The sequence below is a fragment of the Bacteroidota bacterium genome (genome assembly GCA_039111535.1).
Taxonomy (GTDB): domain Bacteria; phylum Bacteroidota; class Rhodothermia; order Rhodothermales; family JAHQVL01; genus JBCCIM01.
The window spans coordinates 15,555-33,465 of sequence record JBCCIM010000052.1 but is presented as its reverse complement, the minus strand read 5'-3'; the positions used below and the strand labels follow the sequence as shown (position 1 = coordinate 33,465).

Genomic DNA, 17,911 nt, shown 5'->3' with positions numbered 1-17,911 from the left:
GTTAACTTCAGCGCTGTACCACTGCTTCTCTGTAAGCGGTTGATACATTATTTGAATGTCACGAGACCCATTTTTTTGGTTTTTCTAAATACACGTAAGAAGAACAAACATGATGAAACACCTACGCTCCTCGCTCTTGTTAACCTTTGCCTTGTTTATAGGTGCAATGAGCATGGTCGGTTGTAAAACGGCTGTTGAAGTACTTGATGTTGAAGGTCCCGATAGCCTCCGGATCAACCAGTCCGGTACTTTTACTGCGATGATCAACGAAGACGCAAGCGACCCAATCGAATACAACTGGAACTTCGGCGATAGCAGAACCGGCATCGGCAAAGCCACGACACATTCCTTCAATCAGCCAGGAACGTACCGTGTAGCTGTAACCGCAAGCAACAAAAAGGGGCCAGACACCGGTGAAGCAACGGTTGTTGTCTACCGTCCTCCTGTGCCGGCAGAAGTTGTTACCATCAGCGCTAACCCGCAGAACCCTGACACACGCACCCCTGTGAACTTCTCTTCGAACGTTCGCGGCGATGTACCTGTCAGCTACAGCTGGTCTTTCGACAACATGGGAAGCAGCACCTCTGCAAACCCATCTTACACGTTTGATACGCCTGGTACGTACACCGTTACCCTGCGCGCTTCAAACAACGCAGGTTCTGATTCTCGTACAATGACCATCACGGTCAACCAGTACGAAGCTGACTACTGCTCTGAAGTTGTTGAAATGAACGCCGCGTTCTTCGCACGCAACTCAAGCGTACTTACCGACGAAGCTCGTGCAGCACTGCAGGAGAACCTCGAAATTCTCCAGGATTGCCCAAACACCAACGTAAGCATTCAGGGTATTGCAGCTCCTGGTGAGCGCAACGCACAGAGCCTGTCTGAAGACCGCGCTCGCGCTGTTGAGCAGTTCTACGTTGACAATGGCGTTGCCGTTAGCCGCTCAATGGCTACAGGTACTGGCATGCAGCGTGGTACAACCAGCAAAAAAGAAGGTGTTGAGCAGTTCCGTCGTGCTGACACCATCCCAATTCGATAAGCCCAGTAGCTTTTTCGAAACAGTTTAGCGCTTATTTGCGCGAAAGAAGGCGAACCCATACCGGGTTCGCCTTTCTTTTTGGAACAATGCCCGTTTGGTACACATTATGTAACGACATTTCTTCGTACGCTTCTGGCAAATCTACAATCAAATACAATGAAGACGTTACGTTTTCTGCTGCTACTCCCCCTCCTGCTGGCATTTGCGAGCCCCCAGGCCCAGGCCCAGCGCACACAACTGCGTGGCTCACAGGCGCATTTTGGCGTGGCACTTGGTGTATTTACATACCATGGCCGCGTTGATCTCAACGATGTTCGCAGCAACGCCAATTTTACCAGATCCAGCGATGTAGCCGGCATCCTGCTCGGCTCTTTCCCCATCGTAAGAGACAAGTTCTTTTTCCGGGGCATGGCTGGACTAACCAACCTGAGCTCCCTCGACACTGAGGGCGGACTCACAAGCAACGAATTTCTAAACCGGGAGCTGTTCTGGTTTGAACCCCAAATTATTTATACGCTGCGCCGCGGCTCTACCAGCCTCTTTCTCCCCTACGTTTATACAGGATTTGGCACCCTAATCGCAGATCCATTTGGTGCACCTTCAGGGCAGATCAACCAGCCAAACGCTGGCACGCCTGGCCCAGACCGCTCCGTCTTCACCCTGCCTTTTGGCCTTGGCGTTGACTACCCGGTTTCACACCGCTTTTCGGTATTCGCAGACGCCAGCTTCCGTATCAACTTCAACTACGTTGGCCGCAACGAAGGCAACCGCAATCCACACAATACATCACTGGTTATGTTTGGCATGCGGTTCAACCTCGCAAAAATAAGACGGGTAGCCGAAGAAATTCCGCCGGCTGAATTGCCAGATCCCCTCGTCATTCCGCCTTACAATCCGCCGCTACCCGCACCCGACTTCCCAGACGACCGCTGCGTACTGGCTGACCTGAATACCGTATTCTTTGATGCCGGCAGTGCAGATGTTACAGGTCAGACGATGGCACTCCTCGCCGAAAACGTCGAAGCACTCCAACTCAACCCGCGCTGTTGCGCCCGTATTGTGGGACACACAGACGGCGCGGATACGGAAGCTCAAGCGCTAAAAATCTCGCGCGAACGGGCAGCGTTTGTTTTTGACTTCTATACCACAGAGGGCATTGCCACAGACAGGCTCGCCATCCGCGAGCGCGGCACAGCCCTTTCTTGCTTGCGCAAAGAGGACCCTGATTGCCTCGTGAATCGGCGTGTTGAATCTGTTATGGTCGGCTGCGAAGCATTCCCGGGCCAGCGTCCGTAATGCTACCCATTGCCGGCGATCGTTGCAGATAGAACTTATTTCAGCCCATCTTAGTTAATGGGGCAGGTTGGAATTCGCCCAAAAAAATCTGCAATGAACCCTCCTATCATACCCAGCTACAACAAGCCAGAACAGCCTGGTATTGCGATGAACTTCGACAATACCGTGTCGCTGTACCACGTCGTTGAAGAAACACACAACTTCGACAAGGCAGCCCAAGACCTGTTTGGCCTGATCGCCGAAGCACAAAAGAAGTATCCCGACTGGCCACGCGTACTGTACCTGGATATCCGCGGTCACCTGGACGAGCGGGGGCGTTTCGACGCTGAAATGGTGGAATTGCAACAGGAATTCCTCGTTGCCGCGCTCGGGAAATTCCTGACGGCGCTCGACATGCCCATGGTGTCGCTCGTTAATCCAGAACTACAGGACAACAACGTCCCAGACTCCCTCGGCATTCAAATGCCAGAAGACGGATTCCCGTCTGAATCCTGACACCTTATAAGCTACACGCATCTCTTCCTCGCTTTACGTACTTTGCATAGCTCGCTTAACTATGCAATGATACCATGAAGTACCGTATTCTGGCTTTAACGCTGCTGTGTTCAGCCCTTGGCACCGATCTGGAGCATACCAATGCTCAGCACATGCCCACCATTCTCCCCATGAAGGCGCGTGCTGCCCTTGTTGATCAGTTGTTGCTGGACAGGCTCGAAAACGTTGTCCCAGCACTTATGCGACGCAATGGGATTGATATGTGGATTGTAAGTGCCAGAGAATACAATGAAGATCCCGTCATACGCAGCATGCTGCCCGCAACCTGGCTTGCAGCGCGCCGGCGCACAGTCCTCGTTTTTTTTGATCATGGCGAAGAGAAGGGTGTTGAGCGGATCGCCGTAGCCCGCTATGATATCGGCAAGTTCTTTCCAAGCGGCTGGAATCCAGAAGAAGAACCCGACCAGTGGGCACGACTGGCCGAAATTATAACGCTCGCCAACCCCAACAAAATTGCGCTTAACCGATCGACTACGTTTGGCCTTGCAGATGGCCTGACAGACTCGGAGTATGATGGGTTTATGGGTGCGTTACCCGCCGCATTCCATGACCGCGTGGTCTCTGGCGAAAACCTTGCTATCGGGTGGCTCGAAACGCGTACAGCTGCAGAAATGCAAGTCTACCCAATGATTTGCCGGATTGCACACAGAATCATTGCAGAGGGTCTTTCAGAGCAGGTAATCCAACCCGGCGTCACAACAACTTCGGATGTGGAGTGGTGGTACAGAGAACGGATTCGCGCACTCAAGCTCGTCACCTGGTTTCATCCCAGCGTCTCCATCCAGCGCAACGATGAAGCGGATACCAATCGTTCCTTTGCCTCCAAGCCGGCAGCCGACATCATCCAGCCTGGCGACTTAATCCACGTAGACTTTGGCATTACCTACCTGCGCCTCAATACGGACACTCAGCAACATGCCTATGTGCTGAAACCTGGAGAAACAGAGGCACCTGCAGGATTGGTTGCAGCCCTGAAAACAGGCAACAGACTGCAAGATATCCTTACGTCTCACTTCAAAACAGGACGCACCGGAAACGAAATCCTCAAAGCCACACGCGACCAGGCCATTGCAGAGCAAATTACACCGTCCATTTACACCCACCCTATTGGCTTTCAGGGACATGGCGCCGGCCCCACAATCGGGTTGTGGGATCAACAAGGCGGCGTGGCCGGCAGAGGCGACTACCCGATGTACCCCAACACTGCGTACTCGATTGAACTCAATGCCCGCGTCCCGATTCCTGAATGGAACAACAAGGTCGTCCGGGTTATGCTGGAAGAAGATGCTTTTTTTGATGGCGAATCCACCTGGTACATCGATGGCCGGCAGAAAACGCTGTGGTTGATACCAAGAAATGATCCAATAAACAAACAGTAGTGACCGTGCTAACCCAGCTGCCTATGCTCACCAATCAGTAGCTCTGCAGCCTTGACGCCGTCGTTATATCGCAGCATATACACGGGGAGCTTTTCAACGAGCGTACCAAGAAACTGCACGGCGTCTTCTTTGTGGTATTTCAGGTTCAGGCAGTTTCGCAGCAATTCAAGCGTAGCAGCTGCCGGCGAAATGGCCGTCAAAGCTACTTTAGAAACTTTGGGGTCATATTGTGGAAAAACGATGGCAGCCAGCGACTGCTCGCGCGTAGCATAGGCCCCGTCTGCAAGCTCCACAACTTGCTTGTTTAAATTGGCTACCGCATCAGCGGAGAGCTTCGTTGCATGATCCTGGGCGTCGTGCGCGCGCATCATGGGGGTAAGCGGAAAAGAAACTAGCTGGCCGCTTTCCATATGAATCGGGACGATGTCATCAGAGAGATAGGTCCATCCCTTTTTGCACAGATTTCCTACCATTGTGCTTTTTCCACTACCCCAGGCACCACAAAGCATAATGGCCTTGTCATCCAGCGAGGCTGCGCCGGCATGCAACCACAAAAGCTCGGGGTGCACCTCCACAAATCGGTGAATGACCTCAAATTTCAGGCATTGCAATACACCACGCGGGCTCTCCTGCTCACCCTCAAACATTTTTGCACCATCTACCCGGTATCCGTCACCGTCGTGCACAATGGAGAGCGTACCAAGCAAGTCTGCCGGCACATCCACCAACAGCTCCCGGAATGCAAGCAAAAACGGCGCGATGACATCCGGGTCCTCCGACTGGATAGCCACTTCCTGGCTTGCAAAAGAGATATAATATTTGTGATCTGGGGTAACCATATCCAGGTTTTCCTGAAACGTAGCTATGCAGCCTTCAATGTGTGCTGCGGCAGTGGTAGAATTAAGAACTGGCAGACTCTGATTCCTCTACGCCCGATTTGAGCAGGCCCAGTTTCAACAATTCGGAAACGGTGGTTTGAACATCTTTGTGCAACATGGCAGCATCTACTTCCAGGTCGCGGGCAATTTCCTCACAAATAGAGCCCAGGGTACGCTCGCCATCACACAGATCCCAAATAAATCGGGCGGAAGCATTCAACGAGTACCCCATTTCGGTATTGTCGTCATACAGCACCATTTCATCGAGAACCTGCTGCGCCATCACGCCGGCTTTTTTATGCGGGCTAAAAGAAAGAGGAATGTCTGTTGGTGCTTCTGAATGGTGCATGACTGTACGATTTCTCCGAAATTAACAAGCGGAAGGAGGCACTGGACTGGCATTGTACCCTTGTTTCAGGTAGCAATTTCCAATCCAATGGATACCACAGCTAGGCTTCTTCAAGAAGAATCCCCGGAGCGATCGCTCGATCAACACCTGTGATTGGGACCTGCTGCTATAGTATTCATCGTTCCTCTTCAGCGGTTGCCGGAATTGGTAACACACCAAATGTCATCAGCAATACGATAAGGCCGGCAACAAAAAATGATGCGTCGCCGGTTAACATGAGCACGACACCCAGCAAAGCAACCCCCTCAGCAACGGACCAGGCCAGTAAAATGAGCAGGTTCTTTTTATGCATAACAAGATCTCCCTCAAGCTGGCGCCGTACCCGCATCACGACAAACGCTGCAACCGTAAATGCAAAAAGAAACACCAGATTCAGCGTCTGACGGTCAAAATCGAGCGGGTTGTCTGCTACACCTATGCCATACCACAGAAAACCACCTGCTGCAACTACTGTGAGCAGCATACCGAGCCTTATAAAAGGCATGATGGCGCGAAAATCGGGTTGTGGTGTGGTAGACATTATACTGCGTAATTGATTGGTTCAAGGGTAAAATCAAGTGTTGCCATAGACGCCAGAGCTGCGTCGATCTCACTTTGAGATGCCGGCAGATGCGGCGGACGCATGGCTTGCCAACTGGCATGTCCGGAACGCTGGTGCATAATCCCTTTTAGCGTTGGAATGAACGGATAGGCCTGAAAAGCATGGCGGACGGCCGTCAGCTTGGCCTGTAAGCCATTTGCTGATGCATCCTGCCAGTGCTGGTACACATCGCCGGCAAGGGGGCTTGTGATATTGACTGATGCAGATATACATCCAACCCCGCCTTCTTGCAAAATATCCAACAAAAAGGCCTCACTCCCGGCAAAAACATCAAACCCTGGAAATTCTCTAACCATAGCCGACATATTGCCCCAATCGCCACTTGAGTCCTTGATGCCGGCAATTTGGGCAGGATAGGCCATTAACAGCTGCGAAATCAGGTCCAGACTGAAAGGGACCATGCTCATTTTCGGGAAATGGTATAGATAAATGCGCAGGTCATCTGCCCCAACCCGCGTGATTACTTCAGAAAAGCTGGCAAACAAACCAGCGTCAGATACACCTTTATAGTAAAACGGTGGAAGCATAAGGACGCCGGCAACCCCTTGCGCAACAGCGTGGCGCGTCAGCGCAACCGTGTCCGGGAAGGCACAGCATCCTGTCCCTACAATGAGCTTCGAAGCGGGAATACCCTGTGCCAGCAATCCATCAAGCACCTTCATTTTCTCATCAACAGAAAGAGAATTGGCTTCCCCGGTTGTGCCCGACAGTACGATGCCATTGGTGCCATGCGCCAACAACCATTTACAATGGGCTGCTAAAAGCGCAATATCAACGTTATAATCCTCATCCATTGGCGTAAGGGTAGCTGCAAAAACGCCCTGTGGTCGCTCAAATGGGTGCGTCAAGCTATTTTTTGTCATGTAAAGGGAAAATATGGCTGGAATTTTCGCATTGGTTTATACAGGCGCAGAAGTACGGTTTTGCACGAACGCGGCATACCTTTTGAAATATAGCGTTTGCCCCACAGCTTCGCGCGCACTAATCACGTTCAAGCGAATAACCATGAAAATTTCCAATCGCATATATCTATTACTTGCAGCTTTCACTTTTATTACGCTGACAGGCTGCGACAGCACAAACACAGAAGATGAAGCACCGGATGTAATTCCGAGTGAAGTCTTTTCCCTACCGGTAGACCTTTTCAACCAGACTACCGCAAAAAATGAAATGCCGGGTGTAAACTTCACAGCCGCAGCCCTGCGGGTATGGCCTGTGTCGCTCATCATTTCAGCAAACCTGATTATTCCTTCTATAACAACAATTAGCGCCCTCGAAGCCGACCCTGTATTTCAGGATGGCGCCTGGGTGTGGAGTGCTTCTGCCGCAAGTGGCGCGCAAAGCATCGGCTATACGCTCTCGGCGACGCGCAACGGGGATGCAACAACCTGGAGCATGCGCATCACAACAACAGATCCTGCTTCAGGTGACGCACTGGAGAACTTTGAACTGTTCTCTGCCGAGACATCACAAAACGGCGCCGTTGGGTCGTGGCAGTTGTTCTACTACCTCGATGGTGCATCAGCCAATGTGTTGAATGCAAGCTACGCGACAGGTGATACAGAAAAAACGATTACATTCAGTATCCCTCAATCAGCAGCGCAAAGCGCCGGCGATTCTGTAGAATACCGTGAGAATGGCACGGCACGTTCCTTCGTCTGGCAACAGGTTTCTGAAGCCATTACCCATGATGTATCCTGGGATGCTACAACCAACGAAGGCTCGATCTCTGCAACAAACTTCAACGGTGGCACAATGGGATGCTGGGATACCAGCCTCGAAGATGCAGCCTGCTCGCCATCTTAGTACCAATAGACCCACAGCTATATAAAAACAAAAAACCCGACAACCAGCTGGTTGTCGGGTTTTTTTATAGCAACGGGTTGTTATTTTATTTAAACAACCAATCGAGTCCATCAACCTCTCCCCTGATCATGAATCCCATCAACTGGTTTGAAATACCCGTAACCGATATGCCCCGGGCCATTTCTTTTTACGAAGCCGTACTGGAATTTGACCTCAAGCTCAACGAGCTTCCAGGCATGCAGATGGCCTGGTTTCCCAATGATCCCAAAGCGTCCGGCGCAACAGGCTGCCTGATGCTAGCGCCGACCCATTATACACCTTCACACGAAGGCACCCTCGTTTACTTTTCCGTCAAGGATATCGACGCCGTACTCACGCGTGTACCACTGCATGGTGGAAAGGTATTGCAGGGCAAAATGGCACTTGGTGGTGAGCACGGATTCGTAGCCCACTTTGAAGATAGCGAAGGCAATCGCGTGGCCCTTCATGCGGTATCTGGGTGATCTTTACTTCGCAGACCAACAGGCAGCGGCTAGATGCGCTCCAATGTATCGCGGGTACGATCAGACTGCACGTTTCCTGTATTCAGCGTAGACGCCGGCTCAAAAAGTAGCAGGTGAACTTCTTCTTTGGCAACCGGCTTATGCTCCACCCCCCTGGGCACAATGCAAAATTCACCAGGATTCAGTGTTACTTCCCGGTCGCGAAAAAGCAGCTGCATTTGCCCTTTTATAACATAAAAAAGCTCATCTTCCTCCTCGTGGTGGTGCCACACAAACTCGCCTTGCACCTTTGCAATCTTTACATGCTGTCCATTGAGTTCGCCGATCACCCTCGGTGCCCAATGGTCATCAAACTGAGCAAGTTTGTCTTTCAAATTCACTACGTCCATCTTTTACACCTGCGTGGATGCGGCTCCAAAACTGTAGCCTGGTGGTAAAAGCTGGGCACGCTGCCGGCTTATCCATTGTTCCAGCGTAGCAACCGCCCGATCACTTCCCAATCCTCAACGCGCGTCTCATGCCGCAGTACCGCACCACGTTCCAGGAAAAGCGTGTCTATTGCCCTCGTGGCACCAGATCCTTCGCCAAATAACGTTTGCTGCAAAAGCCCTACCTCATCGTATAAAAACTGCACATTGCCCGTGCCCTCCAATGGCCAAAAAGGAGCATATTGTTTCGTTAACCGGCGCTCATGCATTCGGAGTTGGTTACCATCCCGGGTTGCCACAACATAGATCGGGATTTCTCGATGCCGAACGGAGAACGCAAACAGCTTGCCCAGGCTAGTCCAACCGTCATCGGATTCAGGTGACCAGAAATGTACTATCACCTGCCGGCCTCGCTGTATCTTGCGCAATATAGACCGGTTTGTCATAGGGGTTACCGGGTCCATTTTAACAGGGTTACGGACTTGCATCAAGAGTTGCTCTGCCTTGAGAACCTGCGCCCCTTTGCCATAGCGCACATAATCAGCCAGACACATGCCGTGCTTTGTACTTAATCCCTGTGGCAGCTTATCGCCGGCTATTGCGTACCGGATACGCGCCTCCGGGTATACCCACGTTCTCTCATCGAGATCGATCGTTATCTCATACAATTCTTCCGCACGTTCAAAATTGCCGCGGGCGAAGTGGTACTCAGCAAGTTCGTAGACGGTCTCCCGATGTAATCCGTAGCGGGAAAGAACAAAATGCCAGTGATGTAATGCCTCCGCTTCTTTGCCGGCAGCCAGGAGCTGTACACCACGTCCGTAAAAATCGTCCAGATCCAGGTCTTGCTCGAGGTAGAGATGCAGTTGATAGCGCGTACCGCTGCTGCGCGGCTGGCTGTCGACAAATGCTATGGTGCCACGCCCGTACTGTTCGAAAAAGAGGGTTGCGCCGCGCGCACCATTGCGGAATTGTGTTTTTATCCCCCAATACCCAAGTTGTTGACTGAGCTTCGTGATGGAGACACCGGGCGCAATAGTCAGCGCATTGTATAAGCCTGACACGGTAAACACGTGCTGTTGGCCACCAGGTGGGCGCTTAACCACCAAATCGACAACCACATACCCCGGGCGTCTGTCCACACCCGAAACCTCAACATCAGAGGCTACTGTATTTACGGGGCTGGCACAAAAGACGAACAATACGAGCAAAATGGCAGGCACGTAGGCTGCCTTGATTGATCCAAACATCTCCAACGGCACAAACAGGGGTGTTCAACACAATGCTTCAGCTACAAACGAGCCGGGAGGATAGATGGAAGCGCGAAGCGTAAAGCTCCAGAAATGATCGGGAATGCAAACGGTGCAAACACGGCAAATCCATGTAAAGACTGTGGTGTTTCGATACTCGCCTTTCAACAAAAAAGCCCGCGCAACAGCGTTGTTGCGCGGGCTTCGAATCAAAAACAATTACCTGACTCTTACTGGCGTGTGCGTTCATAGAAGAACAGTCCACCACCATCACCCCCTGAGAAAAAGTCCAGATCACCATCAGCATCAATGTCGACAAACGCGGGTGCAGACAAGGAGGGGAGCGCCAGCGAGAATGTCTCATCTAGCACAAAGTTGGGCATTTCCGGGGTGCCCTGGTTTTCGTAGTAGTGCATTCCATACCCTTCACGACCGATGAACATGTCAAAGTCGCCATCGCCATCATGGTCTACAAACGCCGGCGCACTCCTGCGCCCTACGTCGATATCCAGGTACTCATCTGATACGAGCTCAAACTTAGGTGCGCCTACGGCGCCGTTGTTCATGTAGAAATTGATGGTCCCGGACGCCTCCCCGACAAAGAGGTCGAGATCTCCGTCAGCATCAATATCTACCAACGCGGGTGTACTATTGCTACCACGCGTGAGTTTGAGGTAACTGGTATTTTCAGGGACCAGATTGGGATTGGTTGCAGTGCCTTTGTTGGTATACAGGGCAATGCCTTTGCTCCATGTACCCACCAATGCATCCAGGTCGCCATCTGCATCCAGATCGGCAAAAGCCGGCGCGTAGTGATAGGCTGGCTCAAAATCCATCGTGTCGGCAAGTGCAAAGTGCGGCGCCTCTGCGGTACCCTGATTTTCGAAGTACAGGCTGCGTCCGAGATCAAAGTCTTCAGGCTCAATTTTATTGGAGAGCACGAGATCCTTGTCACCATCTGCATCGAGGTCAACAAACACCGGAATGCTTTCTCGCCCTACATCGAGGCCATAGAGAAAGCGACGCGTTTCCAGCGAGTAATTGTCCTGTGCGTCGCGCTCGAAATAGTATAAATTATCTGCGGAGGTCAGATTGGGGTTAAACGCACCACCAAGTACACCAACAAACATGTCTTTGTCGCCGTCACCGTCGAAATCAGAAAACGCCGGCGCATTGTAACCACTGGTGCTCATCGGGGACTGTGTTGGATATGCCAGGGGTTCTCCTTGCAAAACAGGCGAACTGCAGGTACCCGTGTTTTCGATGAACAGCAGACTGGGTTCAAAGAAATCCCCCCAAAACAGGTCCTGGTCCCCATCATTGTCTACATCAAAGAAGGCAAGTGTATTTGCACCATGCATGGAGCCAAATTGCCCGATGATTTCGATATTCTCAAAACGCTCAGTGACCAGATCAAAGCGCGGCAAACCGTCTTCCACTTTCGCCAGCGCCTCGTACCGCATCACGGTCCCTTCTACCCGACCAATAAACAGGTCTACAAGGCCATCACAATCGATATCGGTAAGGTTGGGGATATTCTGACGATCAGCAAATAAAGGCTCGCCTTCCGCTGTAAGCAGCGTATCCGTCAACATTGTGAACGCCGGCTCGTTAACGGTGCCGTCATTACGGTAATACTTGACATAGCTGTACGGCTGCTCGGTAAGCAAATCAAAATCGCCATCACCATCCATATCAAAGAAGCGGCTCCACTCTCCAATTTTAACACCGTCAAAATCGTCGGAACGCCAGACATAGCTTGATTCGCCGTTTTCGCGCATGTGCTCGAAATACATCAAACGCCCGGTGACTTCCTGCAGAAACAGGTCATCGTCGCCGTCGCCGTCTATATCAACAAACTGGGGACGGGGTACATTCAGGCCGCCCAGGAAAGGTAAATCATACGGATTCCCTGCTGCATCCAGCACGTCAAACGGGACAACTTGCCGAAGAAACATCGGCAGCTCCGGTGCATCCGCGTTATTGGGTGTTGTTGTAGCCTTGGGGCCGGCCGCACAACCGGCCATAAACACGAGCAGCGCAAGGCTTCCTACAATTCTGTACATCATGGACTGTCTATAATTTGATCCGGCCAACATAAGCAACCAGGAATTCGAATACAGCTTAAACAAGAAGGACCTGACGTTTAACGGTCAGGTCCCAAAATCTAACGCCTCGCGGGCTAAAAGAAAATTGCAAGATGCTAAATCTTTAGTGCAGGTTGGTCCCAACACCCGAAGGATAGAAACCTAGCGCAATAACTTTCACCACTTTATTTGTGGCGGTATCTATCACAACCAGGGTACCTACTTCATCTTCACTGGCAGCTTCTTTTTTGCCATGACCCATTTTACCATGGTCCATTTTATCATGATCCATGTCGCCTTCTTTTTTATCATCCTCCTCGTCATGGTTCATTGCACCGTGGTCCATCTTGCCATGGTCCATTTTGCCGCCACTCATGTCCATCGTTTTGTATCCACCGCGCAGGTTATTATTGGACACAAATACCTTGCTGCCATCTTTTGAAATGGCGATACCGTGGGGCTGCGAGAGGCCTTCGCCTTCAATCACGGTAGCAACTTCCTGCTTTTCTACGTCAAGTACAGTCACCGTATCGGTGCCTTTGTTGCCAAAGTAGACAAACCGTCCATCCGGCGTGAAGGTTGGATGCCATGGTGCGCCATTAACTTTGACCGTCGCAAGCAGTGCTACTTCTTCCGGATTGGACGTATCAAAAATAAATACCTGGCCAGTCATTTGGCCGCCAACAACCATCCGGCTGCCATCAGGAGAGACGGCAAACTGCACGAAAGTATGGGTTGTATTGCCTTCGAGGCGCTCCAGGTTAATCTCACCAGAATCGATATTCATGCTGAGAAACTGGTTAACAGAAAGGCTGCCTGAATACACAAAGTCACCGCGAGGGTCAACGATCAGTGCATGTGGGCGTGGGAAGAATACGTCGACTTCTTCGATCTCCATTGTAGCCGGCTCAATCATGCCGATACGTTCTGGCGGATTAACAGCCATCATGGAACGCCCAACAAACAGCAGGTCTTCATCTGGATGTAGCGATAGCATACCCGGCGCCTGAAACTCAGAAGATCCAACCAACTCGTTTTTGTTGTTGAATTTCAATACGCGATTGGCACCAATCAGCGATACATACCAGTGCGCGCCATCAGCCTCAACGGCGATATGATGGGGCTTGGCATTTTTGTCAAAGCCAAAAGTTGAAAGTTCTACAGTGTCAACTACTTCAAGCGTTTCAACATCAATGACGGAAACGGAAGCGCTGGTCTGGTTGCACACGTAAACATATTCGCCTGTTCGGGCAACAACGGCTGTTGCTTCAGGCGTAACGGGCGCTGCTTCGCTGGCAGCCATAGGCTGCATTTCAGGCGCGGGCGTAGATGCCTGCACTGTCGCACCCGACTGACTGCAACCAGAAAAAACGAGAAGGCCGAGTGCAAACCCGGCAACGATGAATTGCTTCATAGATCTTCTTTGTGCCAAGTTATAAAAGATCAAAATCCAGGCGAGCAACCAAATGTGCCCGCCTGGATCCTGAAAGCTAAAGAGGTAACATCAATACACTAGATATCGACGTCGCTTTTCTTAACCAGGAAGAGTCCCTGACCAATGCTCGATACAGCAATGATGCCGCTCTTGAAGTAAGGGTAGTTACTCCATGATCCGTCAAATCCTGCACCGTTTTCACCAAATGGTGTGGTATCGAAGTGACCTACTTCTACTGGATTCTCAATATCAGTGATGTCGAGGATACGCAGACCAGCATTGTAGTTTGACTGGTACATCAGGTTACCACGGATATACAGGTTGTGATCTGAAGCAGCTGAGTCGAGCATAAACTCTTTCACAAGCTGCGGATCGTCGAGATCCTGAACGTCCCAGATGAGCGTACGGGTCTGGCTAACTTTGCCCTGCAACTCATCGAGTTCGTCATTCATGTAGAAGTATTTATGATCTTCTGTCAACCATCCCTGATGTGAGTAGCCAACGTTCGGGTAGTCTGCGCTAGACAGGGCTACCGTATTTTCTTTGTCGGTTACGTCACCAATGCTGAGGGCGGTTTCGTTTGCGTTGAAGCAAATTTCTTTGCCCTGGTGGTCGGTATCAGGGCCTTTGTACACAACGCACTGTGCGTCATGCGTGTAGCCTGTACCGGCACGGCCTGTAGCTTCGTCAGCAAAGCAACCGGCGTGGGTTGGGTTCAGTGGATCCTGGATGTTAATCATATGCAGGCCACCACCACAGGTGATGCCACCAGAACTGCTGCCTACGGCGTAAGCAAACCCGGTTTCTTCGTTGATTACGATGTTGTGCGCGCTGGCAATCTGATCGTAATGGGCTGTTGATTCAAACTCAACGGGCATTTCAGCAGCATCTACATCACGCAGCTGTGCAAGATCGAAGATCTGCATGCCGTGTGCGCCTGCACCATCAGAAACGATGAATGCGTGGTCTTTGTAGACTTTAACATCACGCCATGAAGCCGGCGTAGCACCTTCAGTCAACCAGAGGTTACCTACGAGCGCAGGATTATACGGGTCGCTGATGTCAACAAAAGAAGTACCGTCTACACGGCCAACGAGGGCGTATTCTGTTCCTGTTTCAGGATCTTCCCAGCCCCAAATATCATTCAGGTTTGCACCACGTCCGCCACCAAGATCGCTAAGCGGCAGGAAGGACAAGAGGTCAACGTTCTCACATCCAAAGATAGAAGCGTCGCCATCTTCACAGTCGACTTTGGCGCCAACTACGGGGTCCATGCCAACGAGTTCGTTGTAAACAACGCCGGCTTCTTCCCATTTGCCCATGTCATTGCGCGTCATGATGTAAGCACCACCTTCGCCATTGTCCATGCCCTGGGATCCAACAACTGCAACGTCTCCGTCAACAGCAAATACACCACCGAACTGGCTGCCGCGGTTAGGCTTGTCAGCCCATACCTTGCTTACGCCACTCCAGTTCATTGCTGCAGGATCAAAATCGTGCACGTAGATAGAACCGTAACCCTGTGAGGCAAACGGTGCACCGATCCAGAGTGACGTGCCATCCATCTGGATAGCGCTGCCATAGCCGGCGCGGCTAGAAGCGTCAAAGGCTGTCAGCTCTTGCTCGAGTGCCCATTCTTCAGATGCTTCGTTGTATACGTAGAGGTATACTTTACCAGCAAACTGATCAGCACCAGGAGCGCTAACGAGCGCGTAGTTGCCTGAGAGATGGGTGTATGCACCGAAGCCGGCACGACCGTCGAGATCGGCATCTTCCAGCTTGGCTTTCTGCATCCAGGAGCCAGAAGCGGCGTCAAACTCATAAATGTAAGCAGCACCAGGAGCATCCTGACGCTGGTACGCAGGTGCACCAACAATGACGCGGTTGCCATCAGCAGAAACAGAAAGACCAAAGTAGTCTCCCTGCTCGATGCCTTCCGGACGCATCATTTCTTTTTCCATCCACTCCCCGTCTGCGTTCTTGTGGAAGGTGAATACAGCACCCATGCCTTCATCGAGGCCAACGGTAGCCGCATAAGCCAGGTCGCCTGCAAGCGCGAGCGTACGGCCATAATTGTCACCTTCTTTCACTGAAGCCGGCACCATCTTGGACTGCTCAACCCAGTTGCCATCCGCATCTTTTGCAAATACGTATACAGCACCTTTGTTGGCATCCTGTACGGTTGCACCAATCAGGAGAGTTTCGTCGTCCATTGCCATGGCACGGCCGAAGCGGTTGTCGTCAGATCCGTCTGAAGCCATGAGCCGTGCTGCCTCTTTCCACTCTCCATCCATGTTACGGAATACGTAAACTTCACCGGTTTTTGAGGTCTGTCCTACAGAGCCGACAATTACGTCACCGCCTCCTATTACGGCAGCACCACCAAAGCCCTGAAGCTTCATGGCTGTGTCATCTGATCGATAGCTCTGGGCGTTCGCGGTGAACGATACCAGGGATAAAGCCATCACACAGACAAAAAATGGTATGTGTCTTTTCATTGTGTAGCGGGATTTAAGAATAGTTGTAGACTTTAAAGATAACTTTAAAGCAGGTTAATTTATTGTTCTAAACCTAGCACTGACATGCAATCCCTGATTTCTCCCCAAATTGAGACGATGCTACAACAAGTTGTGACCAGTGCGGTTTGTGCAGAATTCTCCACAAAAACGGTGAGATTCAACTGAAGGGGTCGGATTGATTGCCTTTCACGACCAGCTTGCATTTCGTGGATGAGATGCGGTAGCCGGCCAATCCAGGTGGGATTTTTTTAGCATCAATCTTCGGTTTAACGGGAGCTTTCCAAGAAAGATGCATTCTGGGTGCCGAATGCCGAATGCCGAATGCCGAATGCCGAATGCCGAATGCCGAATGAAAGGTAATTGCTCCCAGGTTTGAAATTCACCTCACCCGTCACCGCTTCGTTGATGGCAGGATAAATCCGGGATCTCGTGGCATGAGGTTCACTTTCTCATTGCTTTGCGCATCTTTTGTATAAATACAGGGTCCAATGCAGTCCGCATTTGGCATTCTGTACCCGATCTAATCATTTCCAACGCATAGCATCCTGTGGCCGGGCTTTACCTACATATCCCGTTTTGCAAACAGCGATGTGTCTACTGCGACTTCTATTTTGTGACGGCTACCTCGCGCCTTGAGGCATTTACAACCCGCCTGAAACAGGAGATTGCATATTGGGGCACTTTTTTTGGCCCCAACCACCCGCTCGAGACCATTTATTTCGGCGGCGGCACCCCTTCTTTGCTGCCCGTCCCTGTGGTTGCCGAGTTACTCGACATCATCGCAAGCAGCTTTGATACTTCAGCTGTACACGAACGAACGTTTGAAATTAACCCGGATGACGTAGACCTGGCTTACCTGACAGACTTGCGGCAGACGGGCATCAACCGGCTATCCATTGGTATTCAGTCATTTGTAGATGCAGATCTGCAATGGATGAATCGCGCCCACAACGCTACGCAAGCCCACAACATTGTTTCAACTGCGCGCGCCGCAGGATTCCAGAACTTCTCCGCTGATTTGATTTTTGGGTTGCCCCGCCAAGACAGCGACGCATGGGAGCAGAACCTAAAACGGATGGTTGAGCTGGAGATCCCTCACTTGTCAACATACGGTCTCACTGTCGAGCCCGGTACGCCTTTGCACAAACGCGTGGCCGCCGGCACTGAGTCGGTGTTGCATGAAGATGCGTTTGCCGCCCGCTACCAGTACACCATGGCCTTCATGCGCGATGCAGGATACGCACACTACGAAGTGTCCAGCTTTGCCAGATCCGGCTTCAGATCTGGGCACAATCAGTTGTACTGGCAACACACCAATTACCTCGGCGTGGGCCCGTCAGCGCATGCCTTCTGGCAGCATGCGGCTGCGCCGGCGCAGCGATGGGGTATCGTACGCAGCCTGAAAAAGTATCTTGACTGGGATGGAGAAGGCGCCCCGCCACTGTCCTTTAAAGAAGAAGTAAGCCCCGCCGAACTTGCCAGCGAATTCATCATGCTCCGTCTGAGAACCCAGGACGGACTCGACCTCAAACGTCTTGCCTCTAAATACAGCGCCAGACTTCCTCAAACCGTGCTCGATCAACTCGTGCAAGAAGGACTCGCGCGCATTTCGGACAAGCACGTTTTTTCACTGACTGACCGCGGATTGCTCATCTGTGATACCATCACCTCCAAACTATTGGCGGCAGTAGAGCAGCATACGGTTACGCAAGGTTAGCAGCCG

General features: G+C 51.5%; 16 protein-coding genes. 7 read left to right on the top strand and 9 right to left on the bottom strand.

Going from position 1 to position 17,911, the window contains the following annotated elements:
* The first annotated feature begins 109 nt into the window (after positions 1-109).
* The 4 genes from AAF564_10410 (at position 110) to AAF564_10395 (ending at position 4,272) form a co-directional block, all read left to right on the top strand.
* Complete coding sequence (locus tag AAF564_10410) at positions 110-1,042, top strand: PKD domain-containing protein (GenBank protein ID MEM8485952.1); 933 nt, start codon at positions 110-112, stop codon at positions 1,040-1,042.
* A gap of 156 nt (positions 1,043-1,198) precedes the next feature.
* Positions 1,199-2,338 (top strand): OmpA family protein, encoded by a 1,140-nt coding sequence (locus tag AAF564_10405; protein ID MEM8485951.1) that lies wholly within the window; start codon positions 1,199-1,201, stop codon positions 2,336-2,338.
* 93 nt (positions 2,339-2,431) lie between these two features.
* On the top strand, positions 2,432-2,833 hold the full coding sequence (locus tag AAF564_10400; GenBank protein MEM8485950.1) for a hypothetical protein: 402 nt from the start codon (positions 2,432-2,434) through the stop codon (positions 2,831-2,833).
* 152 nt (positions 2,834-2,985) lie between these two features.
* Positions 2,986-4,272: a M24 family metallopeptidase gene (locus AAF564_10395; GenBank protein MEM8485949.1), complete on the top strand. Its 1,287-nt coding sequence runs from the start codon at positions 2,986-2,988 to the stop codon at positions 4,270-4,272.
* A gap of 8 nt (positions 4,273-4,280) precedes the next feature.
* Here AAF564_10395 and AAF564_10390 read toward each other — a convergent pair whose 3' ends face one another.
* From AAF564_10390 to AAF564_10375, 4 genes are all read right to left on the bottom strand, one after another.
* The gene (locus AAF564_10390; protein ID MEM8485948.1) at positions 4,281-5,111 is read right to left on the bottom strand and encodes a hypothetical protein; all 831 of its coding nucleotides are present in this window, start codon (positions 5,109-5,111) and stop codon (positions 4,281-4,283) included.
* A gap of 61 nt (positions 5,112-5,172) precedes the next feature.
* Positions 5,173-5,499: a PqqD family protein gene (locus AAF564_10385; GenBank protein MEM8485947.1), complete on the bottom strand. Its 327-nt coding sequence runs from the start codon at positions 5,497-5,499 to the stop codon at positions 5,173-5,175.
* 175 nt (positions 5,500-5,674) lie between these two features.
* Positions 5,675-6,079, bottom strand: coding sequence for a hypothetical protein (locus AAF564_10380; protein MEM8485946.1), 405 nt, complete (start codon positions 6,077-6,079; stop codon positions 5,675-5,677).
* A complete protein-coding gene (locus tag AAF564_10375) occupies positions 6,079-7,023 on the bottom strand; it encodes a dihydrodipicolinate synthase family protein (protein ID MEM8485945.1) in 945 nt (314 codons plus the stop codon). Before AAF564_10375 ends, AAF564_10380 begins: the two co-directional genes overlap by 1 nt.
* Positions 7,024-7,165: 142 nt before the next feature.
* On the opposite strand from AAF564_10375, the gene AAF564_10370 reads away from it, so the two are divergent.
* On the top strand, positions 7,166-7,966 hold the full coding sequence (locus tag AAF564_10370; protein MEM8485944.1) for a hypothetical protein: 801 nt from the start codon (positions 7,166-7,168) through the stop codon (positions 7,964-7,966).
* A 128-nt stretch (positions 7,967-8,094) separates the two neighbouring features.
* Positions 8,095-8,469 (top strand): VOC family protein, encoded by a 375-nt coding sequence (locus tag AAF564_10365; GenBank protein MEM8485943.1) that lies wholly within the window; start codon positions 8,095-8,097, stop codon positions 8,467-8,469.
* Between the two features lie 29 nt (positions 8,470-8,498).
* On the opposite strand, the gene AAF564_10360 is transcribed toward AAF564_10365, so the two are convergent.
* The 5 genes from AAF564_10360 to AAF564_10340 form a co-directional block, all read right to left on the bottom strand.
* Complete coding sequence (locus AAF564_10360; GenBank protein MEM8485942.1) at positions 8,499-8,858, bottom strand: cupin domain-containing protein; 360 nt, start codon at positions 8,856-8,858, stop codon at positions 8,499-8,501.
* Between the two features lie 68 nt (positions 8,859-8,926).
* Positions 8,927-10,039: a hypothetical protein gene (locus tag AAF564_10355; GenBank protein MEM8485941.1), complete on the bottom strand. Its 1,113-nt coding sequence runs from the start codon at positions 10,037-10,039 to the stop codon at positions 8,927-8,929.
* Between the two features lie 338 nt (positions 10,040-10,377).
* Positions 10,378-12,216 (bottom strand): VCBS repeat-containing protein, encoded by a 1,839-nt coding sequence (locus AAF564_10350; GenBank protein ID MEM8485940.1) that lies wholly within the window; start codon positions 12,214-12,216, stop codon positions 10,378-10,380.
* 142 nt (positions 12,217-12,358) lie between these two features.
* Entirely contained in the window at positions 12,359-13,648 is a 1,290-nt protein-coding gene (locus tag AAF564_10345) for a beta-propeller fold lactonase family protein (protein ID MEM8485939.1), read from the bottom strand.
* A gap of 98 nt (positions 13,649-13,746) precedes the next feature.
* Positions 13,747-16,167, bottom strand: coding sequence for a choice-of-anchor B family protein (locus AAF564_10340; protein ID MEM8485938.1), 2,421 nt, complete (start codon positions 16,165-16,167; stop codon positions 13,747-13,749).
* 568 nt (positions 16,168-16,735) lie between these two features.
* On the opposite strand from AAF564_10340, the gene hemW reads away from it, so the two are divergent.
* Positions 16,736-17,905, top strand: a complete 1,170-nt coding sequence (hemW, locus tag AAF564_10335) for a radical SAM family heme chaperone HemW (GenBank protein ID MEM8485937.1) — start codon at positions 16,736-16,738, stop codon at positions 17,903-17,905.
* Positions 17,906-17,911 lie beyond the last annotated feature (6 nt).